This window comes from Protofrankia coriariae, assembly GCF_001017755.1.
Taxonomy (GTDB): domain Bacteria; phylum Actinomycetota; class Actinomycetes; order Frankiales; family Frankiaceae; genus Protofrankia; species Protofrankia coriariae.
Map to the genome: position 1 here is coordinate 208,322 of NZ_JWIO01000014.1, position 21,385 is coordinate 229,706.

General features: G+C 69.7%; 32 protein-coding genes and 1 pseudogene. 24 read left to right on the plus strand and 9 right to left on the minus strand.

The genetic code is table 11. The annotated features are described in order from the left end of the window. Window positions 1–5: 5 nt before the first annotated feature. The 24 genes from FrCorBMG51_RS10950 (at window position 6) to FrCorBMG51_RS11055 (ending at window position 12,945) form a co-directional block, all read left to right on the plus strand. On the plus strand, window positions 6–179 hold the full coding sequence (locus FrCorBMG51_RS10950; RefSeq protein WP_157180458.1) for a hypothetical protein: 174 nt from the start codon (window positions 6–8) through the stop codon (window positions 177–179). After that, window positions 176–592 carry an HNH endonuclease gene (locus FrCorBMG51_RS10955; protein ID WP_047222918.1) on the plus strand — a complete coding sequence of 139 codons (417 nt, stop codon included), beginning with the start codon at window positions 176–178 and terminating at the stop codon, window positions 590–592. The genes FrCorBMG51_RS10950 and FrCorBMG51_RS10955 overlap by 4 nt, the downstream gene beginning before the upstream one ends. Beyond that, window positions 592–1,791: a hypothetical protein gene (locus FrCorBMG51_RS25040; RefSeq protein ID WP_052914562.1), complete on the plus strand. Its 1,200-nt coding sequence runs from the start codon at window positions 592–594 to the stop codon at window positions 1,789–1,791. Before FrCorBMG51_RS10955 ends, FrCorBMG51_RS25040 begins: the two co-directional genes overlap by 1 nt. A 66-nt stretch (window positions 1,792–1,857) precedes the next feature. Continuing rightward, complete coding sequence (locus tag FrCorBMG51_RS28140; protein WP_157180459.1) at window positions 1,858–2,064, plus strand: hypothetical protein; 207 nt, start codon at window positions 1,858–1,860, stop codon at window positions 2,062–2,064. A gap of 80 nt (window positions 2,065–2,144) precedes the next feature. Next, a complete protein-coding gene (locus FrCorBMG51_RS10965; RefSeq protein WP_047222919.1) occupies window positions 2,145–2,930 on the plus strand; it encodes a hypothetical protein in 786 nt (261 codons plus the stop codon). Continuing rightward, window positions 2,927–3,475 carry a hypothetical protein gene (locus tag FrCorBMG51_RS10970; RefSeq protein ID WP_047222920.1) on the plus strand — a complete coding sequence of 183 codons (549 nt, stop codon included), beginning with the start codon at window positions 2,927–2,929 and terminating at the stop codon, window positions 3,473–3,475. The genes FrCorBMG51_RS10965 and FrCorBMG51_RS10970 overlap by 4 nt, the downstream gene beginning before the upstream one ends. After that, a complete protein-coding gene (locus tag FrCorBMG51_RS29535) occupies window positions 3,475–3,651 on the plus strand; it encodes a hypothetical protein (RefSeq protein ID WP_175648343.1) in 177 nt (58 codons plus the stop codon). The genes FrCorBMG51_RS10970 and FrCorBMG51_RS29535 overlap by 1 nt, the downstream gene beginning before the upstream one ends. Further along, window positions 3,644–4,036 (plus strand): hypothetical protein, encoded by a 393-nt coding sequence (locus FrCorBMG51_RS10975; RefSeq protein ID WP_047222921.1) that lies wholly within the window; start codon window positions 3,644–3,646, stop codon window positions 4,034–4,036. The genes FrCorBMG51_RS29535 and FrCorBMG51_RS10975 overlap by 8 nt, the downstream gene beginning before the upstream one ends. Then, a complete protein-coding gene (locus FrCorBMG51_RS10980) occupies window positions 4,033–4,320 on the plus strand; it encodes a hypothetical protein (protein ID WP_139342267.1) in 288 nt (95 codons plus the stop codon). Before FrCorBMG51_RS10975 ends, FrCorBMG51_RS10980 begins: the two co-directional genes overlap by 4 nt. Beyond that, on the plus strand, window positions 4,317–4,805 hold the full coding sequence (locus FrCorBMG51_RS10985; RefSeq protein WP_047222923.1) for a hypothetical protein: 489 nt from the start codon (window positions 4,317–4,319) through the stop codon (window positions 4,803–4,805). Before FrCorBMG51_RS10980 ends, FrCorBMG51_RS10985 begins: the two co-directional genes overlap by 4 nt. After that, window positions 4,795–5,100: a hypothetical protein gene (locus FrCorBMG51_RS10990; protein WP_047222924.1), complete on the plus strand. Its 306-nt coding sequence runs from the start codon at window positions 4,795–4,797 to the stop codon at window positions 5,098–5,100. Before FrCorBMG51_RS10985 ends, FrCorBMG51_RS10990 begins: the two co-directional genes overlap by 11 nt. After that, window positions 5,100–5,378 carry a hypothetical protein gene (locus tag FrCorBMG51_RS10995; RefSeq protein WP_047222925.1) on the plus strand — a complete coding sequence of 93 codons (279 nt, stop codon included), beginning with the start codon at window positions 5,100–5,102 and terminating at the stop codon, window positions 5,376–5,378. Before FrCorBMG51_RS10990 ends, FrCorBMG51_RS10995 begins: the two co-directional genes overlap by 1 nt. Further along, window positions 5,371–5,742 carry a hypothetical protein gene (locus FrCorBMG51_RS11000; RefSeq protein WP_047222926.1) on the plus strand — a complete coding sequence of 124 codons (372 nt, stop codon included), beginning with the start codon at window positions 5,371–5,373 and terminating at the stop codon, window positions 5,740–5,742. The genes FrCorBMG51_RS10995 and FrCorBMG51_RS11000 overlap by 8 nt, the downstream gene beginning before the upstream one ends. Window positions 5,743–5,763: 21 nt before the next feature. Beyond that, window positions 5,764–6,183, plus strand: coding sequence for a hypothetical protein (locus tag FrCorBMG51_RS11005; RefSeq protein WP_047222927.1), 420 nt, complete (start codon window positions 5,764–5,766; stop codon window positions 6,181–6,183). After that, entirely contained in the window at window positions 6,183–6,596 is a 414-nt protein-coding gene (locus FrCorBMG51_RS11010) for a hypothetical protein (RefSeq protein WP_047222928.1), read from the plus strand. Before FrCorBMG51_RS11005 ends, FrCorBMG51_RS11010 begins: the two co-directional genes overlap by 1 nt. After that, a complete protein-coding gene (locus FrCorBMG51_RS11015; RefSeq protein WP_047222929.1) occupies window positions 6,596–6,865 on the plus strand; it encodes a hypothetical protein in 270 nt (89 codons plus the stop codon). The genes FrCorBMG51_RS11010 and FrCorBMG51_RS11015 overlap by 1 nt, the downstream gene beginning before the upstream one ends. Window positions 6,866–6,928: 63 nt before the next feature. Continuing rightward, window positions 6,929–7,303 carry a hypothetical protein gene (locus tag FrCorBMG51_RS29540; RefSeq protein ID WP_047223029.1) on the plus strand — a complete coding sequence of 125 codons (375 nt, stop codon included), beginning with the start codon at window positions 6,929–6,931 and terminating at the stop codon, window positions 7,301–7,303. Next, complete coding sequence (locus FrCorBMG51_RS11025) at window positions 7,300–7,554, plus strand: hypothetical protein (protein ID WP_047222930.1); 255 nt, start codon at window positions 7,300–7,302, stop codon at window positions 7,552–7,554. Before FrCorBMG51_RS29540 ends, FrCorBMG51_RS11025 begins: the two co-directional genes overlap by 4 nt. Before the next feature lie 120 nt (window positions 7,555–7,674). Next, window positions 7,675–8,163, plus strand: a complete 489-nt coding sequence (locus tag FrCorBMG51_RS11030; protein WP_052914563.1) for a phage terminase small subunit P27 family — start codon at window positions 7,675–7,677, stop codon at window positions 8,161–8,163. After that, on the plus strand, window positions 8,132–9,895 hold the full coding sequence (locus tag FrCorBMG51_RS11035; RefSeq protein WP_052914564.1) for a terminase large subunit: 1,764 nt from the start codon (window positions 8,132–8,134) through the stop codon (window positions 9,893–9,895). Before FrCorBMG51_RS11030 ends, FrCorBMG51_RS11035 begins: the two co-directional genes overlap by 32 nt. Window positions 9,896–9,918: 23 nt before the next feature. Next, entirely contained in the window at window positions 9,919–10,110 is a 192-nt protein-coding gene (locus FrCorBMG51_RS11040; protein WP_047222931.1) for a hypothetical protein, read from the plus strand. Further along, a complete protein-coding gene (locus FrCorBMG51_RS25050) occupies window positions 10,110–12,110 on the plus strand; it encodes a phage portal protein (protein WP_052914565.1) in 2,001 nt (666 codons plus the stop codon). The genes FrCorBMG51_RS11040 and FrCorBMG51_RS25050 overlap by 1 nt, the downstream gene beginning before the upstream one ends. Continuing rightward, window positions 12,107–12,292 carry a hypothetical protein gene (locus tag FrCorBMG51_RS11050; protein WP_047222932.1) on the plus strand — a complete coding sequence of 62 codons (186 nt, stop codon included), beginning with the start codon at window positions 12,107–12,109 and terminating at the stop codon, window positions 12,290–12,292. The genes FrCorBMG51_RS25050 and FrCorBMG51_RS11050 overlap by 4 nt, the downstream gene beginning before the upstream one ends. After that, window positions 12,289–12,945, plus strand: a complete 657-nt coding sequence (locus FrCorBMG51_RS11055; protein WP_139342268.1) for an HK97 family phage prohead protease — start codon at window positions 12,289–12,291, stop codon at window positions 12,943–12,945. The genes FrCorBMG51_RS11050 and FrCorBMG51_RS11055 overlap by 4 nt, the downstream gene beginning before the upstream one ends. A 27-nt stretch (window positions 12,946–12,972) precedes the next feature. Here the strand turns inward: FrCorBMG51_RS11055 and FrCorBMG51_RS11060 are convergent, their stop codons facing one another. The 9 genes and pseudogenes from FrCorBMG51_RS11060 to FrCorBMG51_RS25065 form a co-directional block, all read right to left on the minus strand. Continuing rightward, entirely contained in the window at window positions 12,973–13,431 is a 459-nt protein-coding gene (locus FrCorBMG51_RS11060) for a hypothetical protein (protein WP_157180461.1), read from the minus strand. After that, entirely contained in the window at window positions 13,404–17,312 is a 3,909-nt protein-coding gene (locus tag FrCorBMG51_RS11065; RefSeq protein WP_047222935.1) for a hypothetical protein, read from the minus strand. Before FrCorBMG51_RS11065 ends, FrCorBMG51_RS11060 begins: the two co-directional genes overlap by 28 nt. A gap of 1 nt (window position 17,313) precedes the next feature. Continuing rightward, window positions 17,314–18,204: a phage tail tape measure protein gene (locus FrCorBMG51_RS25055; protein WP_200902405.1), complete on the minus strand. Its 891-nt coding sequence runs from the start codon at window positions 18,202–18,204 to the stop codon at window positions 17,314–17,316. Further along, the gene (locus FrCorBMG51_RS25060) at window positions 18,176–19,171 is read right to left on the minus strand and encodes a phage tail tape measure protein (RefSeq protein WP_476742146.1); all 996 of its coding nucleotides are present in this window, start codon (window positions 19,169–19,171) and stop codon (window positions 18,176–18,178) included. Before FrCorBMG51_RS25060 ends, FrCorBMG51_RS25055 begins: the two co-directional genes overlap by 29 nt. A 77-nt stretch (window positions 19,172–19,248) precedes the next feature. Then, window positions 19,249–19,548 carry a phage tail assembly protein T gene (locus FrCorBMG51_RS11075; protein WP_047222936.1) on the minus strand — a complete coding sequence of 100 codons (300 nt, stop codon included), beginning with the start codon at window positions 19,546–19,548 and terminating at the stop codon, window positions 19,249–19,251. A 32-nt stretch (window positions 19,549–19,580) separates the two neighbouring features. Next, the gene (locus tag FrCorBMG51_RS11080; protein ID WP_047222937.1) at window positions 19,581–19,994 is read right to left on the minus strand and encodes a hypothetical protein; all 414 of its coding nucleotides are present in this window, start codon (window positions 19,992–19,994) and stop codon (window positions 19,581–19,583) included. A gap of 18 nt (window positions 19,995–20,012) precedes the next feature. After that, entirely contained in the window at window positions 20,013–20,441 is a 429-nt protein-coding gene (locus tag FrCorBMG51_RS11085) for a phage tail tube protein (protein WP_047222938.1), read from the minus strand. A gap of 10 nt (window positions 20,442–20,451) precedes the next feature. Further along, a complete protein-coding gene (locus FrCorBMG51_RS11090; RefSeq protein WP_047222939.1) occupies window positions 20,452–20,781 on the minus strand; it encodes a DUF3168 domain-containing protein in 330 nt (109 codons plus the stop codon). A gap of 1 nt (window position 20,782) precedes the next feature. Next, window positions 20,783–21,385, minus strand: a pseudogene (locus FrCorBMG51_RS25065) (hypothetical protein); the annotation flags it as partial.

The following is a 21,385-nucleotide window of genomic DNA, read 5'->3' on the forward strand; positions in this document are numbered from 1 at the left end:
CGCTCGTGACGCTCACGTCCTGGTGCATCGCCGCCGGCGCCCTGGCGGCCGCGCTGGTCCTGCTCGGCGGCCTGGTCCTGCTCGGCCTGGTCGTGGCCCGGGAGATCCGGGATCAGGCCGCCGGCCCGGCGGGCCTGGACCAGCCAGCCGAGGAGAGCACGGCGGGAGCGGTCCGATGAGGGCCCGGCCGCACTGGCTTTCCCAGCAGGCCCAGCAGGCCGAGCCAGCCCGGGCTGTCTCCGGTGTCCCGGACGATGTCCGGGCCCTGGTCCTGGCCCGGGCCGGGCACCGGTGCGAGTCCTGCGGCTGGTACCTGCTCGGCCGGCCGTACAGCGTGCACCACCGCCGCCCGCGCGGGATGGGCGGCACCCGCGACCAGGTCGCGCACAGCCCGATCAACCTCCTGGTGCTCTGCGGCCGAGACAACGCCACGGGCTGCCATGGTCTGGTCCATCGCAATCCGGACTCCGCCTATGACGTAGGTCTGCTGGTCCGTCGCGGCGCGGACCCGGCCCGGGTCGCCATCACCCTCCCGGACGGCCGCCGGGTCCTCCTGGGCGCCGACGGCACCTACATCCCGGAGGGCGCCTGATGCCCTGGTTCCGGATCTCCGACGACGCCACCGACCACCCGAAGGTCCTCGCCGCGGGGAACGAGGCGTTCGGCCTGTGGGTACGGCTCGGCTCCTACGCGGCCCGCTACCTGACCGACGGGGCCGTCCCGGCCGCGGCCGCGCTGCGCTACGGCTCCCAGGACCTCATCGACCGCCTCGTCGCGGTCCGCCTCCTCGACGACGTCGAGGGCGGCTGGTCCATCCACGACTACCTGGACCACAACCCCTCCCGAGTCGAGATCCTCGCGGACCGGGCCGTGAAAAAGGCCCTGGCGGTCGACCCGGAGCTGCGCGCCGTGGTGAAGGCCCGCGACGGCAACTGGTGCCGCTACCGGGACTGCGGCAGGGCCGTGTCCTGGGGTGACCGGCGCACCGTCCGCGGCGGAGTCCTCGACATCGTGGACCCGGACCAGCCGGCCGGCCCGGACAACATGGTCGTGGCCTGCCGCGGCTGCCAGCGGCGGCATCTCGGCCGCCCGGCCGAGGCCGCGGGCATGACCCTCGGTCCAGCCCGTGGCGGACAGCCACCCGCAGGACCCCGCGGCGGCCGACCCCATGCCGCCGCCGTCATCCAGATGCGATCCCGGTCCGATCCAGAACCTATCCAGAAACCATCTGGGTCCGATCCAGGTCCGATCCAGAACCGATCCGAATCATGTCCGGAACCGATCCAGACCCCATGCCCATACCCATTCCCATCACCACTTCGTGGTGGTGATGGGAATGGGGTGGGTGCACCACCCAACGATCATCAGGAGCACGACCCGTGCAGTCCCAGCAGACCCGGCCCAACCGCTGGGACCGCACCGACTGCGGCTGGAGCACCCTCATCGGCGGCATCGCCGACCTCGGCCGAGAAACCGTCACACACTGCCCCCGCTGCAAACGGGCGGCAGGCGACCTCTGAGGCGGCTGACCAGCCTCGCCGCCGCAACCTGCCCGCCGACGCCACCGGGCCCGAACACGCGCGGGCGACGCTGCGGCGCGTGGCCGCCGAGAAGGGCATCCGCCTCCTGCCCCACCCCAAACTGCGCCGGCGACCGCCGGAGCCGGCATGGCAGCAGCGCGGCCTGCCGCTCTGGCTGGACATCGCGCCACCCCCACCCGCGCCAGCGAGCCCGCCCGGCCCGCCCTCCGCGCTACCCACGGACCTGGACTCCGCGGCCGCGACCGCATGAACGGGAGAAATCGGATGGATCATGTCGTAGGTAGCGATCACACTCCAGTACAGGAGGTGACCGCCGATGTACGCAGCCCCCTACGTGGCCAGCGAGGACCGCGAGGACGCACTCACCGCACCACCACCGACACCACCCCACCCGGCCGACTGCACCGGCTGGCTCGGCGAGGACAACGAGGGCCGAGCCAGACCCTGCCTGACCTGCCGACCCTGGCTACGACGCCGACTACGCCGAGGCAAACGCAGCCCCGTCAGGGCACAGGCCCCATAACGGCACCGGCCCCCGGGTGCAGCTCCGGGGGCCGGCAGGAGCCCAGGCGGATCCCATCTCAACCAAGCTCCACGGTCATCGTGCACCACACCTCCGACAGCCGAGACATCCCCTTCGAGCTCCTCGCCGGCCTGGTGCTGCTCGTCTGCTTCGCCCTGAGCTGGGACGTCCTCGTCCAGCTCGCCAGGGCCAGCGGACTGAACCGCACCCTCGCCCTCGCCTACCCGCTATCCATAGACCTGCTCGCCGCCGCGGCCTACCGAGCCGCCCTACGACTCCAGGGCGCCCCCGGACACATCCGCGCAGTACCCCTCGCCGTCACCATCACGTTCGTCGGCCTGAGCGTCCTGGGCAACGCGTTGCACGCCTGGGCGCCCCTCGGCGGTCAGCTCGTCGTCCCCCGCGCCGTCGCCGCCGCCGTCACCGCCGTCCCACCCCTCTCCGGCGCCGTCATCGTCCACCTGTACGCCCTCGTACGGCGATACGGAGCACCCACCGAGGGCACGGCCGTAGCGGCGGAAAAACGCATCGAACGGGAAGCGCCCGCGGCCGTGCCGGCGTCAGCCGCGGGCGCCGAGCAGCTCACCACGCCCACCCCAGCCAGCCAGCCACCGGCGCCGCGACCGCGCAGCGCACCCCGCCCGGCCGGCGGCCCGAGGGAGACGCCCGAGCAGGCCGCCGAGCGGCTCCTGGCCCCCGCCCTCGCCGCGGCCGCGGCCATCACCTCGGCCGGAGAGACCGTCAACCGGCGCACCCTCGGCGCCGCCCTCCGCGACCAGGGCCACGCCCTGAGCACCACCGCAGCCCAGATCCTCGCCGTCCGCGTCCGCACACACAGCCAGCCCCGAGAGGCAATAGCAGCATGACCATCCGGATCTCCATCCCCACCCGCGAGGTTGTCTCACAGGCAACCCGCCAGATCCTCGCCGACTACCACACCGACTGGGACGGACCCCACTGGGTGTTCTCCATGGCCTGGAATGCGGGCACAGGGCAGCTCGCACCGCTGACAGCAGCACTGATCACGAATGATGTGCCGCCCACCACCTACCCGGCACACCTCGCCCGGATCGCCAGTGAGGAAGCAGCCGGCGGAAAACAGGCATACCTCTACATGGTCATGATCGAAATGTGGGGAGTAACGGTCGACCCCACAGCCGACCAGGCCCAGGTAGCCCAGCTCAAACGGGAACACCGAGCCCGCCGACTACACCTCCATCCCGAACGCATGGAGATCGTCTCAGTATTCACCGCAGACATCCACCAACGACTGTGGGTCACAACGAAATACCGAAACCGCCCCGACGACATCCAGCAGCAGTTCTACGGCGACCCCGACCGCGAACAAATACCACGCGGAAACATGATCACCGCCATACGGAACGCCGCCGCCATCGCGAAAGCAGCGTAATGAAGATCCGCCTGCACGGCACAGCCGACGAATGCACCGTCGCCGCAGCCGTCATCGCCCGCGCCCTGGACGTCGTCGCCCAGTCCGGGCCCTACCCAGACCGTGGCAGTTCCCGGCTCGTCCGGGTCTACCTCGACGCCCGACTCAACACGACGAAAGATCATTCGGATGAATAACCTCCCACGGCTCGCGCTTGAGCTCCCCGCCCCGACCTTTACCGGCCCGCCCTGCCCCTCGTGCAAAGGCAAGGGCGTCACCGACCTGCGCTACGAGTGGACGACCGAGCGGGCCGTCCTGATGGTCGACGTCCTGTGTGACGACTGCACCGGATGCGGCAGCGCCGACCACCAGGGGTGCGACACCGCCCGCCACGCCGAGCAGGACCAGGACGACTACCCCGACGACGACACCAACGAAGAACCGGGCTGCCCCTCATGCGACGGCCGCGGCTGGCATCCCCTCCAAGGCTTCACCGAGGACACGATGCTGACGCTGCGGATGCCGTGCGGCTGCACCGAAGAGCAACTCGTTCCAGCCCGCGAGGCCAGGACGAGCCGATGACTGATCGCACACGACGGCTCCCCGGCGCCTGGGCCGTACTCACCGGCAGAGCGGTAGCCAGCCCGATGACGGCACACACCCTCGGCGAGACGCAGGCCCGAGTGGCCATGGACAAAGTGGCCGCGCTCCAGCAGGCGCTGGAGCAGGCCCGAAAGGACATCGGCGCCGTGGGCCACCCCCAATGGTTCTCCAGCGAACGCGAGCGGCTGACCAGCCGCGTGCAGGAGCGAATAGACATCGCACTCGGACGAAAGCTCCCTACCTCTACTCAGGGGAAATCATGATCGCCGAGCTCAGTCCGCCGGAGAACCCACGGGTCATGCTTATGATCGCGGACCTCATCGACCCAATGATTACCGGACCGCTGATCATTGACCTTAACGACGCCGACAGCATCGTCAGGGCTATGAAAGTCCTCCTCGTAGGTAGCTTGAGCGCCGTGGCCCTGAACAGTGGAATAGATGTCGAGGACAGCCTCCACGGCATCGCCGAGGACCTCCGCGCAACCGCACTGGCGGCCCCGGCCTCGGCGCCACCCCCAAGCCCGACACGCCACCAGATGGCCACCGGGGAAATCCACCTACTCCACACATCAGCAGGGATTTTTGCCCACCTCGGCCAGCTCACCGACACAGGATTCGAGCTAGCCGACCGCATGGAAAGCGAACCGGTGGAGCATCACCTCACCCTCATTCGCCGCTTCCTCGCCAACCTCGCGGACGCAGCCATGCACAACAAGACCGAATGTGAAGGCAATCATGACCACTGACCAGAACGCCGAGACGTTCAATGAATGGGCGATCCTCGAACTGTTCGGCCACATACGCCGAGCCGGACGGGTTCGCGAGCAGGAGATCGCGGGTCAGGGCTTCCTGCGCCTGGACATCCCGGATGGGGATAGCTGGATCACTCAGCTCATCAGCCCGAAAGCGATCTACGCGCTCACCCCCACCACCGAGGAACTCGCCCGCGCGGCTGCCACCCGCTGGCAGCCCGAACCCGTCCACCCCTGGGAACTCCCGGCAGCCAGCACAGACATCGATGACGAGGAGACCACGTTCTGATGAGCGCCCACCGCCCCGGAATGCCCAATATCCGGATCCAGCCGGACATCGAGGCCGCCCCCTGGACCGACATCACCGTGGCCAACTCCAAGATCGGCACCCTGGACCGTATCGGCCTCCTGCGTCACGGCACGACCAGCGGCCGAGCCACCGTCGGGCTGGCAATCCGACTCGAGGATGGCACCTACGTCATCGCGGAAACCACCTGGCGGCTACTACGAGGCGCCGTCCGCGCCCTGGCGGCCAGCCCCATCGGCCAAGAGGAAACCGATGACTGAGCACTCCACACAGGGCACAGGCCGGACCCCCGTCAGCCGGCCCGCCTGGGCGAGGCCCTCCGCGGTTGACGACGGATACCACCTCGACGGCCTCGGCGACCTCGCCCTGGCCCTCGGGGGCAGCAGCGACTCGCACAACTGGACCCACACCCTCCTCAGGCTGATCGCCAAGAGCGACAGCGAGCGACTGGAGGCTCTCCACAGGGCTCTGCCCTGGCACGTCCACGCCTACCTGTGGTGGCGGGACACAACCACCAGCCGCATCTCCACCGCCGGCGAACTGCACGCCGAACTCGCCCGGGCCGCAGTGATCCAGGACGAGGACGACGGCGGCCAGGACCACCGTGACGTCCCTGATTGGTGACCTCGTCCGCTGGCTGACCTCATGCCGGTGCGGCCACACCCGCGTCTGGCACCAGCACCACCGGCCCGGGACGGACTGTGCCGCAGCCGGCTGCGGCTGCCCGGCCTGGACGCGGTGGTCGCGGCGCTCACCCGACAAGGAGTCACGATCATGACAGACGCCGCCATGGCCAGCGCCGACGAGCCCACGGTGGACCTCGCGGCGAAGAACGCGATCCTGCGAGCCGCGCTGGAGCGGCTCGCGGATTCCGACGACGAGCCGCAAGACGACGACATCGACCTGGCGTTGATCGGGACCGGCCGCTGGGGATGGGAGCCAACCGACGACCCCGAGGAGCAGCTGCAGCGCCGTCGCGACCTGCGACACGCCGAGGACGGCTACTCCGTCATCGCTCTCGCAGCCCTCGTGCGTGCCGACTGCGCCACGGAGGAATCCCGTTGATGAAGCCGATGGACCTTGAAGAGGTCCTGGCCTGTGCCGATCTTGTCGGCCGTTCCGGCGCGAGCGGTTTCGAGATCGGCTACCTCGACGACGACCCAGCGAATCCGCGCTGGTACGCCCACGCCCAGTACCGCGGGGCGCGCCTGACCTGCGAGGACCACCCGACCCCGCAGGCCGCCGCCGACGCACTCGCCCACCGTCTCCTCCAGGGAGCCCAGTGCAGGTGCGGCCGGGTCGCCACCACCAGCCCATACGGGGCCGTGCCATACAACGCCACGCTGATCAACGGCCAGCGGCGGACGCACGAGCAGGCCCGGACGGCCGGCCAGTGCCTGTGGCGCCGCACCGGGGCCCGCTGGGAGCCGTCCTGCACCGCACCACCCATCGTGATCAAACAGACAGGAGACTGCTGATGGACGGCCACACCCACCTCGAGGTCCGCCCCGATCTTGACCGTCATCCCTGGTCGGACCTGGCCGAGCCGCGACCCCTGCACGGCCACCTGGCCCGTATCGGCATGCTCCGCCACGGAACGACCAGTGGGCGGGCCTCGGTCGGTCTCGCCATCCAGCTGGATGACGGCCGCTGGGTAGTAGCCGAGACGACGTGGAGGCTCTTCCGCGGGGCAGCACGCGCGCTCTCCAGCTCGCCCACGGCAGCAGAGGAGGACACGGACAGCTGATCGTCGTACCCGCTCCGACCTGCGCCGAAGCTATGATGTGATCAACCCTGAGAGGAGGTGTCCGTGCCCAGCCGCGCGCCCCGACGCTGCACCACACCTGGCTGTGCTGGCCAGCCGGACACCGCCTCGTCCACCTGCCCGTCCTGCGGCCGTCGACGGCGCCGCGCACGCCCGTCAGCGACCGCGCAGGGCTACAACGCCGAGCACCGCGACCGCTTCCGCGCGGGCGTCCTGGCCCGTGACACGGTGTGCGTGGTCTGCCAGGCCGCGCCCTCGGCCCACGCCGACCACCACCCGCTGAGCAAGCGGGAGCTGCGGGCACGCGGCATGGACGAGCACGACCCGCGCCACGGCCGCGGCCTGTGCCAGCCGTGCCACTCCCGGGAGACCGCCCGGGCGCAGCCCGCGGGCTGGCACGCGGCAGGGGCTGCCCGGTGAGCGCCGGCGCCGAGCTGCTGACCGCACAGGAGAAGCGGGTCGTCGAGCTGCTCGCGGAGGTCGCCGGCCTGCTCGGGGAGATCGTCGGGCCCGACGAGCCGGCCCGCAGCGGCGACGTGGCCGAGCTCGTGCACCACGTCCACGCCATCCAGAACACGGTGCTCTCCCAGGCCGCGGCACGGGCCTACCCGACCGTCTACCGGCTCCTGGGCGGCTCGCTACCCACCGTGCCCGCCGCCGATGGCGGGTAGGGGGCTGTGATCTCTGGCTGGAGGGGCGCCGGAACGCGGGGGGGAGCCTCCTCTCGCGCTGACAGGTAACGAGGCCCGCCGTACCAGCCGACGGCCGTAACAATCCGTAACCGACAGGGGGTGACCGTGGGTAAGCGCGGCCCGGCCAAGACGCCGACCCAGGTCGCGATCCTCCACGGCTACCGCAAGGACCGGATCAACACCGCCGAGCCCAGGCCGGCCGCCGTCGAGGTCAAGCCCCCGTCCTGGCTCGACACCTCCGCGCGCACCGTCTGGAAGCACCTCGCCCCCGACCTGATCGCCAAACAGATCCTCACCGGCTGGGACGTCGAGGCCTTCGCCTGCTGGTGCGACGCCGTCGTCCGCCGCCGCCGCGCAGCCCGGGCGCTGCGCGACGAGGGTGAGATCATCGAGGCGCCGGTGTTCAACAAGAACGGCGAGCAGACCGGTGTCCGGCTGGCGGCCAACCCGTGGCTGCTGGTGCTCAACCAGGCCGACGCCCAGGTGCAGCGCTACGGCGCCCGGTTCGGCCTGACTCCCTCGGACCGCGCCGACCTGTCCATCGGGGATGCCGGTGGTGACCCGGACGCCGACCTGCTCACCGGCTGACCACCATAGGCGGTGGCGCCCCGCCGACCGCCGCGGCCGCACCTGCGGCTACACCTTCCGGGACCTGACCTGCACCCGCCGCGGCGCGCACTACTGCCAGCCACGCGCCGACCGGGTCGTGACGTTCTTCGCCCGGATGCTGGTCCACACCAAGGGCCCGTTGGTCCGTACCGCGTTCGTGCTCCTGGACTGGCAGGAACACGAGATCATCCGGCCGCTGTTCGGTGAGGTCCTCTGGTCACCAGAGTGGCAGACCTACGTTCGCCGGTACCGCATCGCCTACATCGTCGTGGCCCGCAAGAACGGCAAGAGCGAGCTCGCCGCCGGCATCCAGCTGTACATGCTCGTCGGCGACGACGAGGAGGCCGCCGAGGTGTACTGCGCGGCGAAGGACACCAAGCAGGCCGGGAAGGTCTTCGAGCCCGCGCTGCGCATGGTCCAGCTCTCCCCCCGGCTGTCCAAGCGCCTGGTCCACATCAAGAACGCCCGCCGCCTCGTCGACGACACCTCCGGCAGCCACTACGAGATCCTCACCGCCGACGCCAAGGGCGAGCTCGGACACAACCCCCACGCCTTCAACCTCGACGAGGTGGTGTCCCAGCCGGACGGGACGCTGTGGGAGGCCATGACGACCGCGGCCGGCGCCCGGCTCCAGGAGCTCTGCTACGCCACCACCACCGAGACCAACGACCCGACCTCGTTCGGCGCCGAACTGATCGACGAGGCCGAGCGGATCCAGGAGGATCCCGCCCGGGCCCCGCACGTGTTCGCGTTCGTCCGCAAGCTGCCGTCGAACCCCGACCAGCTGGACCGGCTGCACCGGATCTTCCCAGGGCATCCGGACCTGCCGGCGAGCTGCGACCCGTTCGACGAGGCGAACTGGAAGTGGGCCAACCCGGCCCTCGGCCAGTTCAAGTCCCGTGAGGCGATGCGTCGCCAGGCCCTGGAGGCCAAGGCCGAGCCGGTCAAGGAGAACGGCTTCCGCCAGTTCCAGACCAACCAGCGCGTCTCCCAGGTGACCCGGTGGATCCCGATGGACCTGTGGGACGCCAACGCCCGTGAGATCGCGCTGACACCGGACTGGGTATCCGCCCGGCTGGCCGGTCAGCGATGCTGGGCCGGGCTCGACCTGTCGTCCAAGCTCGACCTCACGGCGTGGGCGCTGCTGTTCGTCGACGGGTCGGTGCTGTGGCGGTTCTGGGCGCCGGAGTCGATCGCCGGCTACCTCGACCTGCACACCGGCGGGGCGTTCAGCCAATGGGCACGGGCCGGCTGGGTGACGCTCACCGACGGCGACACGATCGACTACGACACGATCTACGACGACATCGTCACCGACCATCAGCGGTACGGAATCGTCGACGTCACCTACGACAAGTGGTCCGGCGAGCCGGTACGCCAGGAGATCACCAAACGTACCCGGCTGAAAATGATCGAGTCGGACTCGACCTACATGCGGATGACCCCGCCGATGAACGAGCTGATGCGCCGACTCAAGGCCGAGGAGCTCGCCCAGTTCGGTAACCCGGTCGCCCGGTGGATGGCCGACAACCTCGAGTGCAAGAGCCCCCGGGACGACCCCGACCGGATCCGGCCAGTGAAGCCCGACCGCGGCAAGTCCGGGAAGCGGATCGACGGGATGCCCGCCCTGCTGTTCGCCATCGACGGCGCAATGCGCGGCCTGCCGCAGCCGTCCATCTACGAATCCCGCGGTCTGGGGATGATGGGATAGGCACGCACAGGGGAGGTACCCGGGTGGACTGGTGGGATTCGCTCGTCGCGGTCGGGATCGGCGGCCTGGGCGTGGGCCTAGGGCTGCTCGCCCCGTGGCTGGGGATCTCGGTGACCAGCCTCCTGCTGATCGTCGTCGGGGTCCGCGGCGCGCTGGTCCAGGAGCGCGCCGACCTGACCAGCGAGCTGATCAGGACTCGGGGCGGTGGCGGCTGATGGGCCTGGTCCGCTCGCTGTTGCGCGCCTCGGCCGGGCCGCTGTCCGGGATCGCCACCCCGGAGCAGTGGGTCGTGGACTGGTTCCGCGGCGACATCGCGAACTCCTCCGGGGTCCGTGTCGACCAGGACACCGCCCGGATGTACAGCCCGTTCTTCGCCGGCGTCCGCGTCATCAGCGAGGACGTCGGCGGTCTGCCACTGTTCCTCTACGAGCGCCTGGCCCGCGGCAAGCGGCGCGCGACCAGCCACCCGCTGTACCCGCTGCTGCACGATCAGCCGAACCCGATGATGACCAGCGTGCAGCTGCGCGAGACCCTGCAGGGACACGCCATCACCTGGGGCAACGGCGTAGCGCAGCTGGTCACCCACCCGCGCACCGGCGTGATCGAGGAGATCTGGCCACTGCGCCCCGACCGACTGGAGATCAAGGTCAAGCGGACCGGCGCCGGTCAGCTCCAGCGCTGGTACATCTACCGCGATCCGCACCACGGCATCGAGGCGAAGCTGTCGGCCGAGGAGGTCCTGCACATCGCCGGCCTCGGCTTCGACGGGGTGCGGGGCTACTCGATCGTCGAGCTCGCCGCGAACAGCATCGGCCTGGGCCTGGCCACCGAGCACCACGGCAGCAAGTTCTTCAGCAACTCGTCCGCCCCGGGCGGGGCGCTGTCGCATCCGGGCCTGCTCTCTCCCGACGCCCGGAAGCGGATGGCGGATGACTGGGAGAACATCCACCGGGGGATCGACCGCTCCCACCGGGTGGCCATCCTGGAGGAGGGGGTGACCTGGCAGCAGGTCGGGATCCCCAACGACTCCGCCCAGTTCCTCGAGACGAGGAAGCTACAGATCACCGAGATGGCCCGGTGGCTGCGGCTGCCACCCCACAAGATCGGTGACCTCGAGCGGGCGACGTTCAGCAACATCGAGCAGCAGCAGCTCGACTACATCTCCAGCGCGCTGAACATCTGGCTCATCCGGTGGGAGCAGGCGATCCTCACCCAGCTGCTGCTCCCCGACGAGCGGGCCCGCTACTTCCCCGAGCACCTCGTCGACGCGCTGCTGCGCGGGGACACCATGGCCCGCTACCAGGCGTACGCGATCGGCCGGCAGTGGGGCTGGCTGTCCGCGAACGACATCCGCGAGAAAGAGAACGACAACCCCATCGCCGGCGGGGACGCCTACCTGATCCCGCTGAACATGGTCCCCGCCGGCGGGGACGACGCGCGCGCGGCCGCCCGCCGGGCCCGGGCGCTACGCGGCCGCGGGGCCGCCGCCCGCCGCCGCCTCGCCGACGCCTGGGCGCCGAAGATCGAAGCGGCAGATCAGGAGATCGCCGACCTCGAGCACGACGAGGTCAGCGCGCTGCTGGACGCGCACCTGGGGGACGAGCGGGCCCGCTCGCTCGGCTCGTTCCTCGTCGCGCTCCAGGCGCTGTACGCCGCGGACGGGACGATCGGCGAGGCCATGACCGCAGCCTTCCTGCCGATCTTCACCGCGTTCGCGGCCGACGTCGTGACGGACGCCGCCGACGAGGTCGGCCACGACGAGGACATCGACCTGTCCATCTGGGCCCGCGCCTACTCCCTCTCCCACGTCGCCTACCGGCTCGCCTCGTCGTTCGGCCAGCTACGCGGGCGGGCCGAGCAGGCGCCCACCGTCGACGACGTCGTCAACGAGGTTCTCGCCCGGCTGGCGAAGTGGCAGGACGAACGGCCGGCGCAGACCGCCCGCTGGGAGGGCAGCCAGCTGACGAACGCCGCGGCTCGGGAGGCGTGGAAGGAAGCCGGGGTCAAGCGGCTGCGGTGGCGGGCGTCTGGCACGAACTGTCCGTACTGCTCGAAGCTGGACGGTCGTATCGTGGCGATCGACCAGCCGTTCATCGCGAAGGGCGACCAGGTCGACGGCGAGGCCGAGGGAGAGCAGCTCGTCGCGAAGCGGGACACCCGCCACCCACCGATACATCCCGGGTGCGACTGTGTGATCGAACCGGAGCGATCGTGACAGACCCGAGTGGCTACGCCCGCGGCTGGTGGGACGGCTACGGCCAGGGCCGCGACGACGAGGCCGCCGCCCTGCCGATCCCCGGCGGGCCGCCGGCCGAGCAGGACGAGGAGACCCAGCGGGGCACCCGCGCGCAGCACGTGCCCCGCGACCGGCAGCTGTACTCGAGGAGGAACCGGTGAGCATGCGCCACTACGTGCGCGGATACGTCCAGCGTGCCGACAACGCCGACACGAAGGGACCGCTGCGGATCATCGCCGCGACCGAGGGGCGGAAACCGGACGGGCTGAACCTGACGATGGACGGCGCCCGGCTCGGCCGCTTCCAGGCCAACCCGGTGGTCGGCTACGGGCACATGTACTGGGGCCGAGACGGGCTGCCGATCGGCCGGTCCGACAAGACGTGGATCGACGACGGCCGGCTGATGATGGACATCGTCTTCGACGACGGCGACGACTTCGCCCGCACCGTCGAACGCAAGTACCGGGCCGGGATCATGAACGCGTTCTCTATCGGCTTCGACGCGTGGAACATCGGCAAGGACGGTGTCCCGGAGGGCTGGGAGCTCTACGAGGTGTCCGCCGTCCCGCTGCCGATGGACCCCGATGCGATCGTCGAGTCCGGCCGCGCCGGCGACCAGCTCGCGCTGGTCCGCGCACTCGGCGAGCTGCGCGCCGGCGCGGTCCTGAGCAAGGCGAACAAGAAGTTGGTCCAGGACGCGGTCGCCGCGCTGGCCGCGCTCCTGGACGCCGCCGGCGGCACCGACGACGACGACGAGGACGGCCGGCACACCGGGCCGGACCGCGCCCGGCTGCTGCGCCTGGCCGGCCTGTAGCCGTCGCGCCCGGCCGCCCGCGACGGCTCAGGAGACCTGGTTCACGATCAGGTACCCGGGGAAGGTGGGGCCGGAGATCCGCTGGATGTTCCCGCTGCCCGCGCCGCGCTGCCCGGTCAGCACCAGCGTCTTCGCGCCGGTCTCGGCCGCGGTGTACCGGCCGTAGAACGACACGTGCTCGGAGCTGGCTGCGGTATCCAGGGATACCCGCGCGCTGCGCACCACAGCCCCGGTCACGTTGTTCTCACGGATCCGCAGGTCACACTTGTCGGCGCTGACGGACGGTAGCAGCTCCAGCCACGCCTCGATCGCATAGGTGCGCCCCCCGATCAGATCCGCGGAGACGGACAGCAGCACCGTCTCCGTCGTGGTGAACGTGCTGCTGTTCGTGGTCGCTGTCCCGACCGCGATCTCGTGACGGACGTCGCTGGCCCGCGCTCTCTCACCTGCGAGCACCATCACAGCCCCCAGCACACAGGCTTGCACACGGTCAGTTCCTCTCCCGGCTCGTGATCTTTCTCGACACCGTTCACCGCGCGGACCACGGTGAACGTCTGCGGGGACGTCCCGCCGGCGATATCCGTGACGAGCATCCGCTCACCCGCCACGGTGATATCCATCGGGAGCTCGGCGCTGAGGCTGTCGGCCGCGGCCGCGACGAACACGACGTCCATGTACAGGATGTCCGTGGTCGCGGGGGTGCCCGGCACACCCGGATCGACCGTGACCAGCCCGGCTGTCGCCGGGGCGGTGGCCACGCCGGCGAACCGGGTCCACTGGCCGGCGGCCACCGTGGCCGCCTGAATGGTGGATGTGGAGAGGTAGGAGCCACCGGCGGTGAACCAGTTCGCGTTGAGCTGGAGAGCGTGGCCGGTCTCGCACCGCAGCCAGGCGTGGAAGTAGTAGCGCGAGCCCGCCGTCGCGGCCGCCTTCGGCACGCTCTCGACGTAGGCGGTGGCGCTCGTCCCGTCCGGGACGAGCCGGCCGGACCAGGAGCCGGCGAACGGCGCCGGCCGGCCGCCCGCGTCCGGCGGTGTCACCGCCCGGGTCAGCATCCCCCCGAACATGTCCCACCCGCTGGCATCCACCTCGAAGTCGGGGTTGCCGGTCATCCGCCCATCACTGTTGATCCACAGCGGGCCGGTCGGGGTGGCGACCGTCAGCGTGGTGCTGGTGGCGTCGGCGTCCGCGGCCAGGATCGACCCGTCCGACGACCAGCGGCTGGCCGGGTCGTCGTAGACGGCGATGTCCCACGGGCTGGCCGGCTGGCCGTTCCACTGCACCGGCAGCTGCGTACCGGACAGCATCTCCTTCAGGCCCTGCACCAGCTGGCGGATCTGGTCCGGTGGCAGCCACGGCGGCGGGTTGTCGATGGCGATCAGGTCGCCGACGTCCAGGGCCAGCGCGGCCGCGGTGCGCGCAGGGTCGCCGGTGAACAGCGTACGGACGAGGTTGATTCCGATGGTGGGGTAGCGGGACTCGTCTGTGGTCCCCAGGTGCAGCCGCCACCCGGCATGGTCGGGCAGTGTCTCGTCACCGGGCAGACTGACCTCCACGCTGCTCTCGTACCGCCCGACTCCGTCCGGAGGGTCGGCCAGGTTCAGCGGCCCGCTGGTCTGTTGCGCCACCGCCGAGCCCCCACCGGTCCGTTGCACGGTGACAGCGTTACGGGTGCCCTGGTCATCGTCCCGGGGTTTGATAGCGGATATCTCCGCGTTGGCGTAGTCCAGGACGAGCGCGGGCTGCTGGGAATAGAGCGAGGCTCGGGTCCGGTAGACCAGACCGAAAAATCTCCGGTCCTCGTAGAGGATTCCCCCGTCGGTCCGCTCGACCTCACGCAGCAGGTCCAGCAGTGTGTTACTGAGCCGATAGCCCATCACGGTATCGGACCAGCTCCCCTTGACCGCACAGGGAATACCTTCTTCGCCGCACAGCCGGATAAACCGCTCCGCCGCCGTTTCCCCGTGGAACGCGTTCAACTCGTCAAACAGGTCGAATATGTTCTCCGCCGTGTCGTACACGGCGATGTGTCCCAGGACCACGTCCCCCGCGGCACCGGAGTAGTTCATGATGATGGTGCGGGCCTGGCCGACCGTGCGGCCCGACAGGGTCCCGGCCCACTGGGCTCCCACGGACGCGCCGACCTCCAGCACGTGGATGCTGGCGTCGATATCGGCGCCGTCCTGCACCAGGTCGATACTGACCCGTAGCAGCCGGCCATTAACGTCGAACGCGATCGGGCCGCTGTCGAACAGCTCCACCGCGAAAATGTCATAGCACTGGATGCGCAGATTCCCGCTCGCGTCCACGGACAGATGCCAAATCGAACCTGACCCTGACAGCTCGATCCGGCACAGGACCATCGTTGCGGGAACGCCCCCGTCAGGCACGGCCAGCACGAACCGGGTCTGCACGATGTTCGTGCTGGTGTAGTCCGGCACGGCCCCCGTCCAGACGCTCCCGTTCAGCTCGGGCAGCGGGGTGGACGCGCGGAAATCGGCGAACGCGGCGAACCTCGGCTCGCCGGTGAACGTCATGGCCGGCGCGCCGGGGACAGCCGCGCCGATCCGTGTGGCGTCCTGACCATCCTCACAGGGCCAGTAGGCGACAGGCCGGGCCACGGCGCTGCTGATCCCGGTGATGCCCCGGTACAAAGCGGACTTCAGCGGGGTCTTGCCCTGCCCCAGCCGGCGGAGAATGCCGCTGGCCTCGATCGCGGTCCGTACGTCCGCGCCGGACAGGTCCCATTCCTGCGGCCAGTTCGCTACCTCGACGTGGGCGCGCGCGTTCCAGGCCCTCAGCTCAGCGGAGCCGATCAGGCTCCACGGGGTGCCCTGACCGTCGAGGACGTAGAGCGTCCCAGCATTCTGGGTGGTGAAATCGGGGCTGGCTACCAGGGACCCGTCAATACCGTTCCTGATCTGGATCCCGTAGATGGAGGAGAACGCGGCGCCGTCCACCGTCGGGGTGGATTCCCTGGCGCCGATAGACACCTGTGCGGTGCTGTCGTATATGGATGTCACCCCGGTACCGACGACGGGATTCCCGAGCTGTATCCACGGGCCGGCGATGGTGTCGGCGGTGTAGAACGTGACCGTGTGACCGCCCGCACCATTGTTGACGTCCAGGGTGGCCCGGACCGCTTTCCTGCCATGGCGCGGCGCCGGCACACCCGCCGTCGAGAACACGTCTGTGGTGTTCGCCTGGGTGCCGTCGGTCGACCAGCTGAACGTCAGCCCGCCGTTCTCCATGACGAGGGTATAGCTGCGCTGGTTACCGGCAATGTTGAACTTGTCGATCAGGGCGATCGTCGGGCCGTCCCAGGAGAACAGATCCAGGTCGATCCGCAGATCGATATCTCCGACGATGGAGAGCCCTGCCGAGTCAGGCGCCACCACATAGTCCTCGGGGCTCCGGCGGAGAAACACATGACCGGCCGCACCCGACAGATAGGTGCGCAGCGGAGTGTTCCGGCCGAGCCGGCCAAAATACGGGCCGGTCGGGTTACGTGGCGAATAGCGCCCGTCCCTGTTGTCGAGGGTCAGTGCGCAGGACGTGGGCGGGGCCGTGGAGGTTTCGTTGCTGCGACCGCGTGTGATAGCCACGGCCTGCTGCTCGCGCACGTCCCCCAGACCGGTGACGTCGATCCAGCCGCGCTGGACGTACCCGCGTCCGCTGACGTTCCACGTCAGCCCGTGCACGTCGGTGAAGTAGGTGGTGCCCTCGTCCTGCCGGCGGAAATCGGCGTAGGCCACGGACGTCCCGGCGATGCCGTTGTACATCCGGAACGCGTAGATCCGGCCGATCCACCGGTTGGTGTTGGCGAACACGGCCGTCCCACCGTTGCCGGTGCCGAGCTCCAGCGTGGCGGCGGTCGCGGCGATCGCGACTGTGGTTGCCGTGACGATGGGGGTGCCGAGCGGGGTCCACGGGCCGGTGATGTCCGGGGCGGTGTACCAGGTGACGGTGGTACCGCCCGCCCCGTTGTTCACATCCACGGTGACCCTCAGGGCGAGCCGGTACCCGTTCGCCACCGTCGGCGCGAGAGAGGACCGGCCGCGCGCGTCGGCCGTGAGGTTCCCGGCGCTGCCGTCCGGCGACCAGTTGATGACCGGCCGGCCGTCGGCCAGCAGCCGTAGCACCCAGGCCCGGTTGTTCCCCGTCGTGGAGAACTTCGCCGCGATGATCTGATCGACCGCAGGAGTCCAGTCCTGCGCGGCCAGATCCACGCGCAGGTCGATGTCCCCGGTGATGTCGAGGACCGCGGTATCGAGCGTGTAGGCGGCGCTGGTGTTGCCCGCGTTCGACAGCGTCAGGTAAGCGTCGTCGACTTGCAGCTCGACAGTGAGGTCGCCGGCGACGGTCATCTCAACCCTCCTGCCCGAGCGCGGCCACGTCCCCGCCGAAGCGGACCCGGATCGTCTCCTGTAGCCACTGCGTGAAGCTGTCTCCCCCGCCGGGCGCGAAGCTGACGACCAGGCCGCTGGGCTCGACCTTGCCGGTGGACCGCGCCTCCATGTTGATCATGTGTTCGAGCTGTGAGAGGGGCAGGACGGCTTCCTGCTCCGGACCTTCTCCGATCATCGCGAGGGTCGGGCCCGTGGTGATTCCGCCCTCGGCCAGCATCGGCACCCGTGGCATGTGGAACCCCTTACCGCCCAGGCCCGGCACCCAGCTCGGAATGTCGAACCCGATCTTGCCGACTGTGGCGTTCCAGGCCCGGCCGATCATGTTGAAGCCGAAGACGTACGGCGCGGCGATGATCTGTCCGAGTCCGGCCAGCGCGGCGCCGATCATCCGGGGCGAGGAGGTGATGAAGTCGAAGACGGCCCCCGCCCCAGACTTGATCTTGTCGAAGTTCTTCACGATGGCCACGACCGCCAGGCCTATCGGCCCCGTCAAGATCCCCAACAGGAGCGGCCAGTTGTCCCGTACCCAGTGGTACCCGAACTGGATCACAGCCCAGATCGCCGAAAACGCCGCATCGATGATCTTACGGGCGGTCTCGCTCTGGGTGTAGAGCACGACCATCCCGGCCGCCAGGGCGGTCACCCCGAGGATGATCCACGTGATCGGGCTCGCGGCCATCGCCGCGTTCACCCCCCACACCGCCACGGCGAACACACCCATGGCGGTGGCCAGCACCAGCACGACCGGGCCGAGTACCCGCACCAGCCCCTGATGCTCAGCCAGGAACCCCGACGCACTCGTGAGCACGGGCAGCAGCGCCTCACCGATGCTCATCTTCAGCGAGTTCACCGCCGCGGCCATCTGCTGCGCCGGATCGGCCTCCATCTTGTCGGTCAGCCGACCGGCGGCGCCGGCCGCCNNCGGCGGCGCCGGCCGCCGTGTCCATCCCCGAGGCCGCGGCCGCGGTCGCCGGGTTCATCGCCAGCAGTGCCCCGGCCGCCTCCCCGGCCATGTCCCCGAACAGCGCCACCCCGAGCTGGGCCTGCTGGGCGGGATCCTTCACCCCGCGCAGCTTGTCCAGGGTGAGCTGCAGCGCGTCCGCGGCCGGTTTCCCGCCCTTGCCGATGTCGGTGAGCATCTTCCCGGCGTTCAGCCCGAGCGCCTTGAAGCCCTCGGTCGCCCGGTCGGTCTCCTCGGACGTGATGCGCGCGAACTCGTGCAGCACGTCGGCGGCCTGGTCGAGGTCACGGCCACCGGCCTGCACGAACTGGGACATCAGCCCGAACGACGTCTGCGCGTCCAGTCCGATGCGTTTCAGGTGGGTGCCGTACTCGGACACGATCGCCGGCAGGTCCGCGACCATCGACCGCGGGAGCTTCTGCGCCGCGGTGGTCAGGACGTCGAAGGCCTCCTCGGTGTTGTCGACCAGGCCCTGCTTGACCAACTGGCCGGCCGCGGTGGCAGTCTCCCCCACATCGAGCTCGAAGGCCTTCCCGAGCGCCATCGCGCTCTTGGTCATCTGCTGCAGCTGGGCGTCGGTGTAGGCGCCCATGTCGCCGACGGCCGAGATGACCGAGGCGACCGAGTCGCTGACCTCGTCGAGTCCCTCGCCGAAGCCGGCGCCGAAGACGTCGCCGGCGATCCCGCCGGCCCGCTGCGCCTCCACCTCGGTCAACCCCAGCTGGGTTTGCAGGGAGCTCTGGGCGGATGCGATGTCCATCGCCGACCCGAGCCCGGTCGCGAACGCCAGCCCGGCCAGGCCGCCGGCGGCCGCCGCCGGCGCGGNGGCCGCCGCCGGCGCGGCCAGCCGCTCCATCCCCCGGGTGACCCGCGAGGCACCTTCCTCGGTGTCGTCTTCGACGCCGATGCGGATGAGGAGCTCTTCCAGGAGCGTCACCGGCGCCGCCCCCGCCGCGCCTGGTCCGCCACGTCGTAGCCGGCCTGAATGCCCTTGATCGCAGCCAGGATCTCCTGCGGGGTCTTACGCGCCCGGCGCCGTGACCAGACGATGAGATGGTCCCGCAGGTGCGGGCGCCGCCCCCGCTTCATGTGGGGGGAGACGACGTCCATGCCCAGCCGGGCGACCAGCAGGTCGTACCTGCGCGGCGTGACGGGGCCGTACAGGTTCTGGTAGGCGATCATCCGGATGATCTCTCTTTCGGTGAACCGGTCCAGTACCTCGCTGGGGGGCATGCGGAACGCGACGGCCAGGTCGTACTGGATCTTTAGTTCTGGCCGCCCGAGAAATCCTCCTCAGCGTCCTTGACCTTCTCCACGAAATCCTTGTCGTCATCGGAAAGATGTTTCACCAGCTCGAACAGGCCGTTCACAATCCCGGCGGACTTCTTCCGGAGGATCGCCACCCCTTCCTTAAGCTCTGGGAAGACCAACTCGCCGCTCTCCTGGTCGTAGAGAGCCTTCGCGACGATCTCAGCCTTGTTGGTACGCACGGCCATTTCGGCGTCCGCATTCCGGCCCTGCTTCACCGTGAGCCGGCTGAGCTTGTTCTGGTACTCCTCCCAGTCCTCGTCAGGCAGGCCGCGGACCTGGAACATGACCCCGGGAGCCCACTCCGGGATCTCGACGTCGTCCTGGTGGCGGATGTCGTCCGCGGCGCGGATAAGGTCTTTCAGCCCCATGATTCAGACTCCTCCCGGTCAGGTGGCGGTCAGCGTCGGCTTACCGCTGATCTTGAATGTGACGGTGCGTTCCATCTTGTCGTCGTGCGGGAATTCATCACCAATGTTGGTGATCAGTGCGCTGAATTCCCAGGTGTGCTCGTCGGCCTCACCGGGGAGGATGACCACCTGGTAATCCCGCAGCGGCTTCTCCTCGAAATCGGCATCGAGGTCCGCGTGGGTGACCGCGCCCGGATCGTAGTTGATGGTGATCTCCACCTCCCCGCCGTCCTTCAACCCCTTCACGAACTCCCGGTACTGGTCCGGTGAGTCGTGGGCGGTGACCTCGATCCCCTCCCTCTCCCGGGACGGACCGGAGACATCGCTCACATTCGCGATCGCGGCGAATACTCCGGCGCCCGTGGTGTCCCGCTTGAACTGCGTACCGAACGCGTCTATGCCGGGCATTTTTCCTCCGTTACTCCTGTGCTGTGATGACCAGGAACTGCAAAACGCGGTGGCGGATCTCCGGGTCGGGGTCCCGCATGGCCTGCTGACGCAGGTAGCGGGTCACGATGTGCCGCCAGCCATCGATCAGGAGCGCCTGATGGTCCAGCAGTCTGATGATCTGGTTCGCGATGTCGGCTCCCTGGGAATGGCCGCGCTCCCTCGTCCACACATGGATGTCCATGACGCTCTCCCGGCCAAACCCACCATGATCGTTATCCGGGGTTTCGACAGCATCCCCGAGGGTCACATAGGGGAATTCCTGACCCTCCGGAACGTCATCGAAAACACCGGTTATCACGTCAGCCGCCCATCAACGTCGTATCGGAAACGAGCAGATCATAGATAGCTATTTGCATCGGACCTATCGGCGAGCCCGACCCGCCGACCACGGGCAGGCCACCGCTGGCGAGCCACCCGGTCAGCACCTCATAGACCGCCCGCTGGATCGGCCCCATCGCGCTCTCGGCAGGCACGCCGAGGTCTGGCGGTGGCTCGTCGCCGGGCGCCGGTGCACGCAGCACGAGCGGCGGCCGTCCCCGGACGCGCCTCGCAGCCGGCAGCACCACGATCGGCGCCGGGGTGCTCGGCGCCACCACGACCGGGGCGTCCCCCGCCACGGCCCGGGAGATCAGCGCCGGCGCCGGGACCAGCCGCGGCGACTGCCGCGTGACGATGACCGGCAGCGGGACGACCGTGTCCTCCAGCGACCCCCGGGAGATCACCGGTGGGCGTACCGGTACCGGCCGGACCCGCGGGGCGACGATGACCGGTGCAGGGGTCGTCAGGACCGGGTCGTCGACGAGCGCGCCCCGCAGCACCAGCGGGGCTGGCGGCCGTGGCCGCGGCCGCGGCGCGGCCACCACCAGCGGCGCCGGCGCCGCCACCGCCGGCTCGGCGATCGT

What these genes read in the sequence shown, in the direction of transcription:
- FrCorBMG51_RS11080 (WP_047222937.1), bottom strand. Translation starts at nt 19,994, where the DNA reads ATGGGGCTGAAAGACCTTATCCGCGCCGCGGACGACATCCGCCACCAG.
- FrCorBMG51_RS11005 (WP_047222927.1), top strand. Translation starts at nt 5,764, where the DNA reads ATGCCGGTGCGGCCACACCCGCGTCTGGCACCAGCACCACCGGCCCGG.
- FrCorBMG51_RS11000 (WP_047222926.1), top strand. Translation starts at nt 5,371, where the DNA reads ATGACTGAGCACTCCACACAGGGCACAGGCCGGACCCCCGTCAGCCGG.
- FrCorBMG51_RS11015 (WP_047222929.1), top strand. Translation starts at nt 6,596, where the DNA reads ATGGACGGCCACACCCACCTCGAGGTCCGCCCCGATCTTGACCGTCAT.
- FrCorBMG51_RS10990 (WP_047222924.1), top strand. Translation starts at nt 4,795, where the DNA reads ATGACCACTGACCAGAACGCCGAGACGTTCAATGAATGGGCGATCCTC.
- FrCorBMG51_RS25050 (WP_052914565.1), top strand. Translation starts at nt 10,110, where the DNA reads ATGGGCCTGGTCCGCTCGCTGTTGCGCGCCTCGGCCGGGCCGCTGTCC.
- FrCorBMG51_RS25040 (WP_052914562.1), top strand. Translation starts at nt 592, where the DNA reads ATGCCCTGGTTCCGGATCTCCGACGACGCCACCGACCACCCGAAGGTC.
- FrCorBMG51_RS11010 (WP_047222928.1), top strand. Translation starts at nt 6,183, where the DNA reads ATGAAGCCGATGGACCTTGAAGAGGTCCTGGCCTGTGCCGATCTTGTC.
- FrCorBMG51_RS29535 (WP_175648343.1), top strand. Translation starts at nt 3,475, where the DNA reads ATGAAGATCCGCCTGCACGGCACAGCCGACGAATGCACCGTCGCCGCA.
- FrCorBMG51_RS10975 (WP_047222921.1), top strand. Translation starts at nt 3,644, where the DNA reads ATGAATAACCTCCCACGGCTCGCGCTTGAGCTCCCCGCCCCGACCTTT.
- FrCorBMG51_RS11085 (WP_047222938.1), bottom strand. Translation starts at nt 20,441, where the DNA reads ATGCCCGGCATAGACGCGTTCGGTACGCAGTTCAAGCGGGACACCACG.
- FrCorBMG51_RS10985 (WP_047222923.1), top strand. Translation starts at nt 4,317, where the DNA reads ATGATCGCCGAGCTCAGTCCGCCGGAGAACCCACGGGTCATGCTTATG.
- FrCorBMG51_RS10955 (WP_047222918.1), top strand. Translation starts at nt 176, where the DNA reads ATGAGGGCCCGGCCGCACTGGCTTTCCCAGCAGGCCCAGCAGGCCGAG.
- FrCorBMG51_RS11075 (WP_047222936.1), bottom strand. Translation starts at nt 19,548, where the DNA reads ATGCCCCCCAGCGAGGTACTGGACCGGTTCACCGAAAGAGAGATCATC.
- FrCorBMG51_RS10995 (WP_047222925.1), top strand. Translation starts at nt 5,100, where the DNA reads ATGAGCGCCCACCGCCCCGGAATGCCCAATATCCGGATCCAGCCGGAC.
- FrCorBMG51_RS10970 (WP_047222920.1), top strand. Translation starts at nt 2,927, where the DNA reads ATGACCATCCGGATCTCCATCCCCACCCGCGAGGTTGTCTCACAGGCA.
- FrCorBMG51_RS10980 (WP_139342267.1), top strand. Translation starts at nt 4,033, where the DNA reads ATGACTGATCGCACACGACGGCTCCCCGGCGCCTGGGCCGTACTCACC.
- FrCorBMG51_RS11065 (WP_047222935.1), bottom strand. Translation starts at nt 17,312, where the DNA reads ATGACCGTCGCCGGCGACCTCACTGTCGAGCTGCAAGTCGACGACGCT.
- FrCorBMG51_RS28140 (WP_157180459.1), top strand. Translation starts at nt 1,858, where the DNA reads ATGTACGCAGCCCCCTACGTGGCCAGCGAGGACCGCGAGGACGCACTC.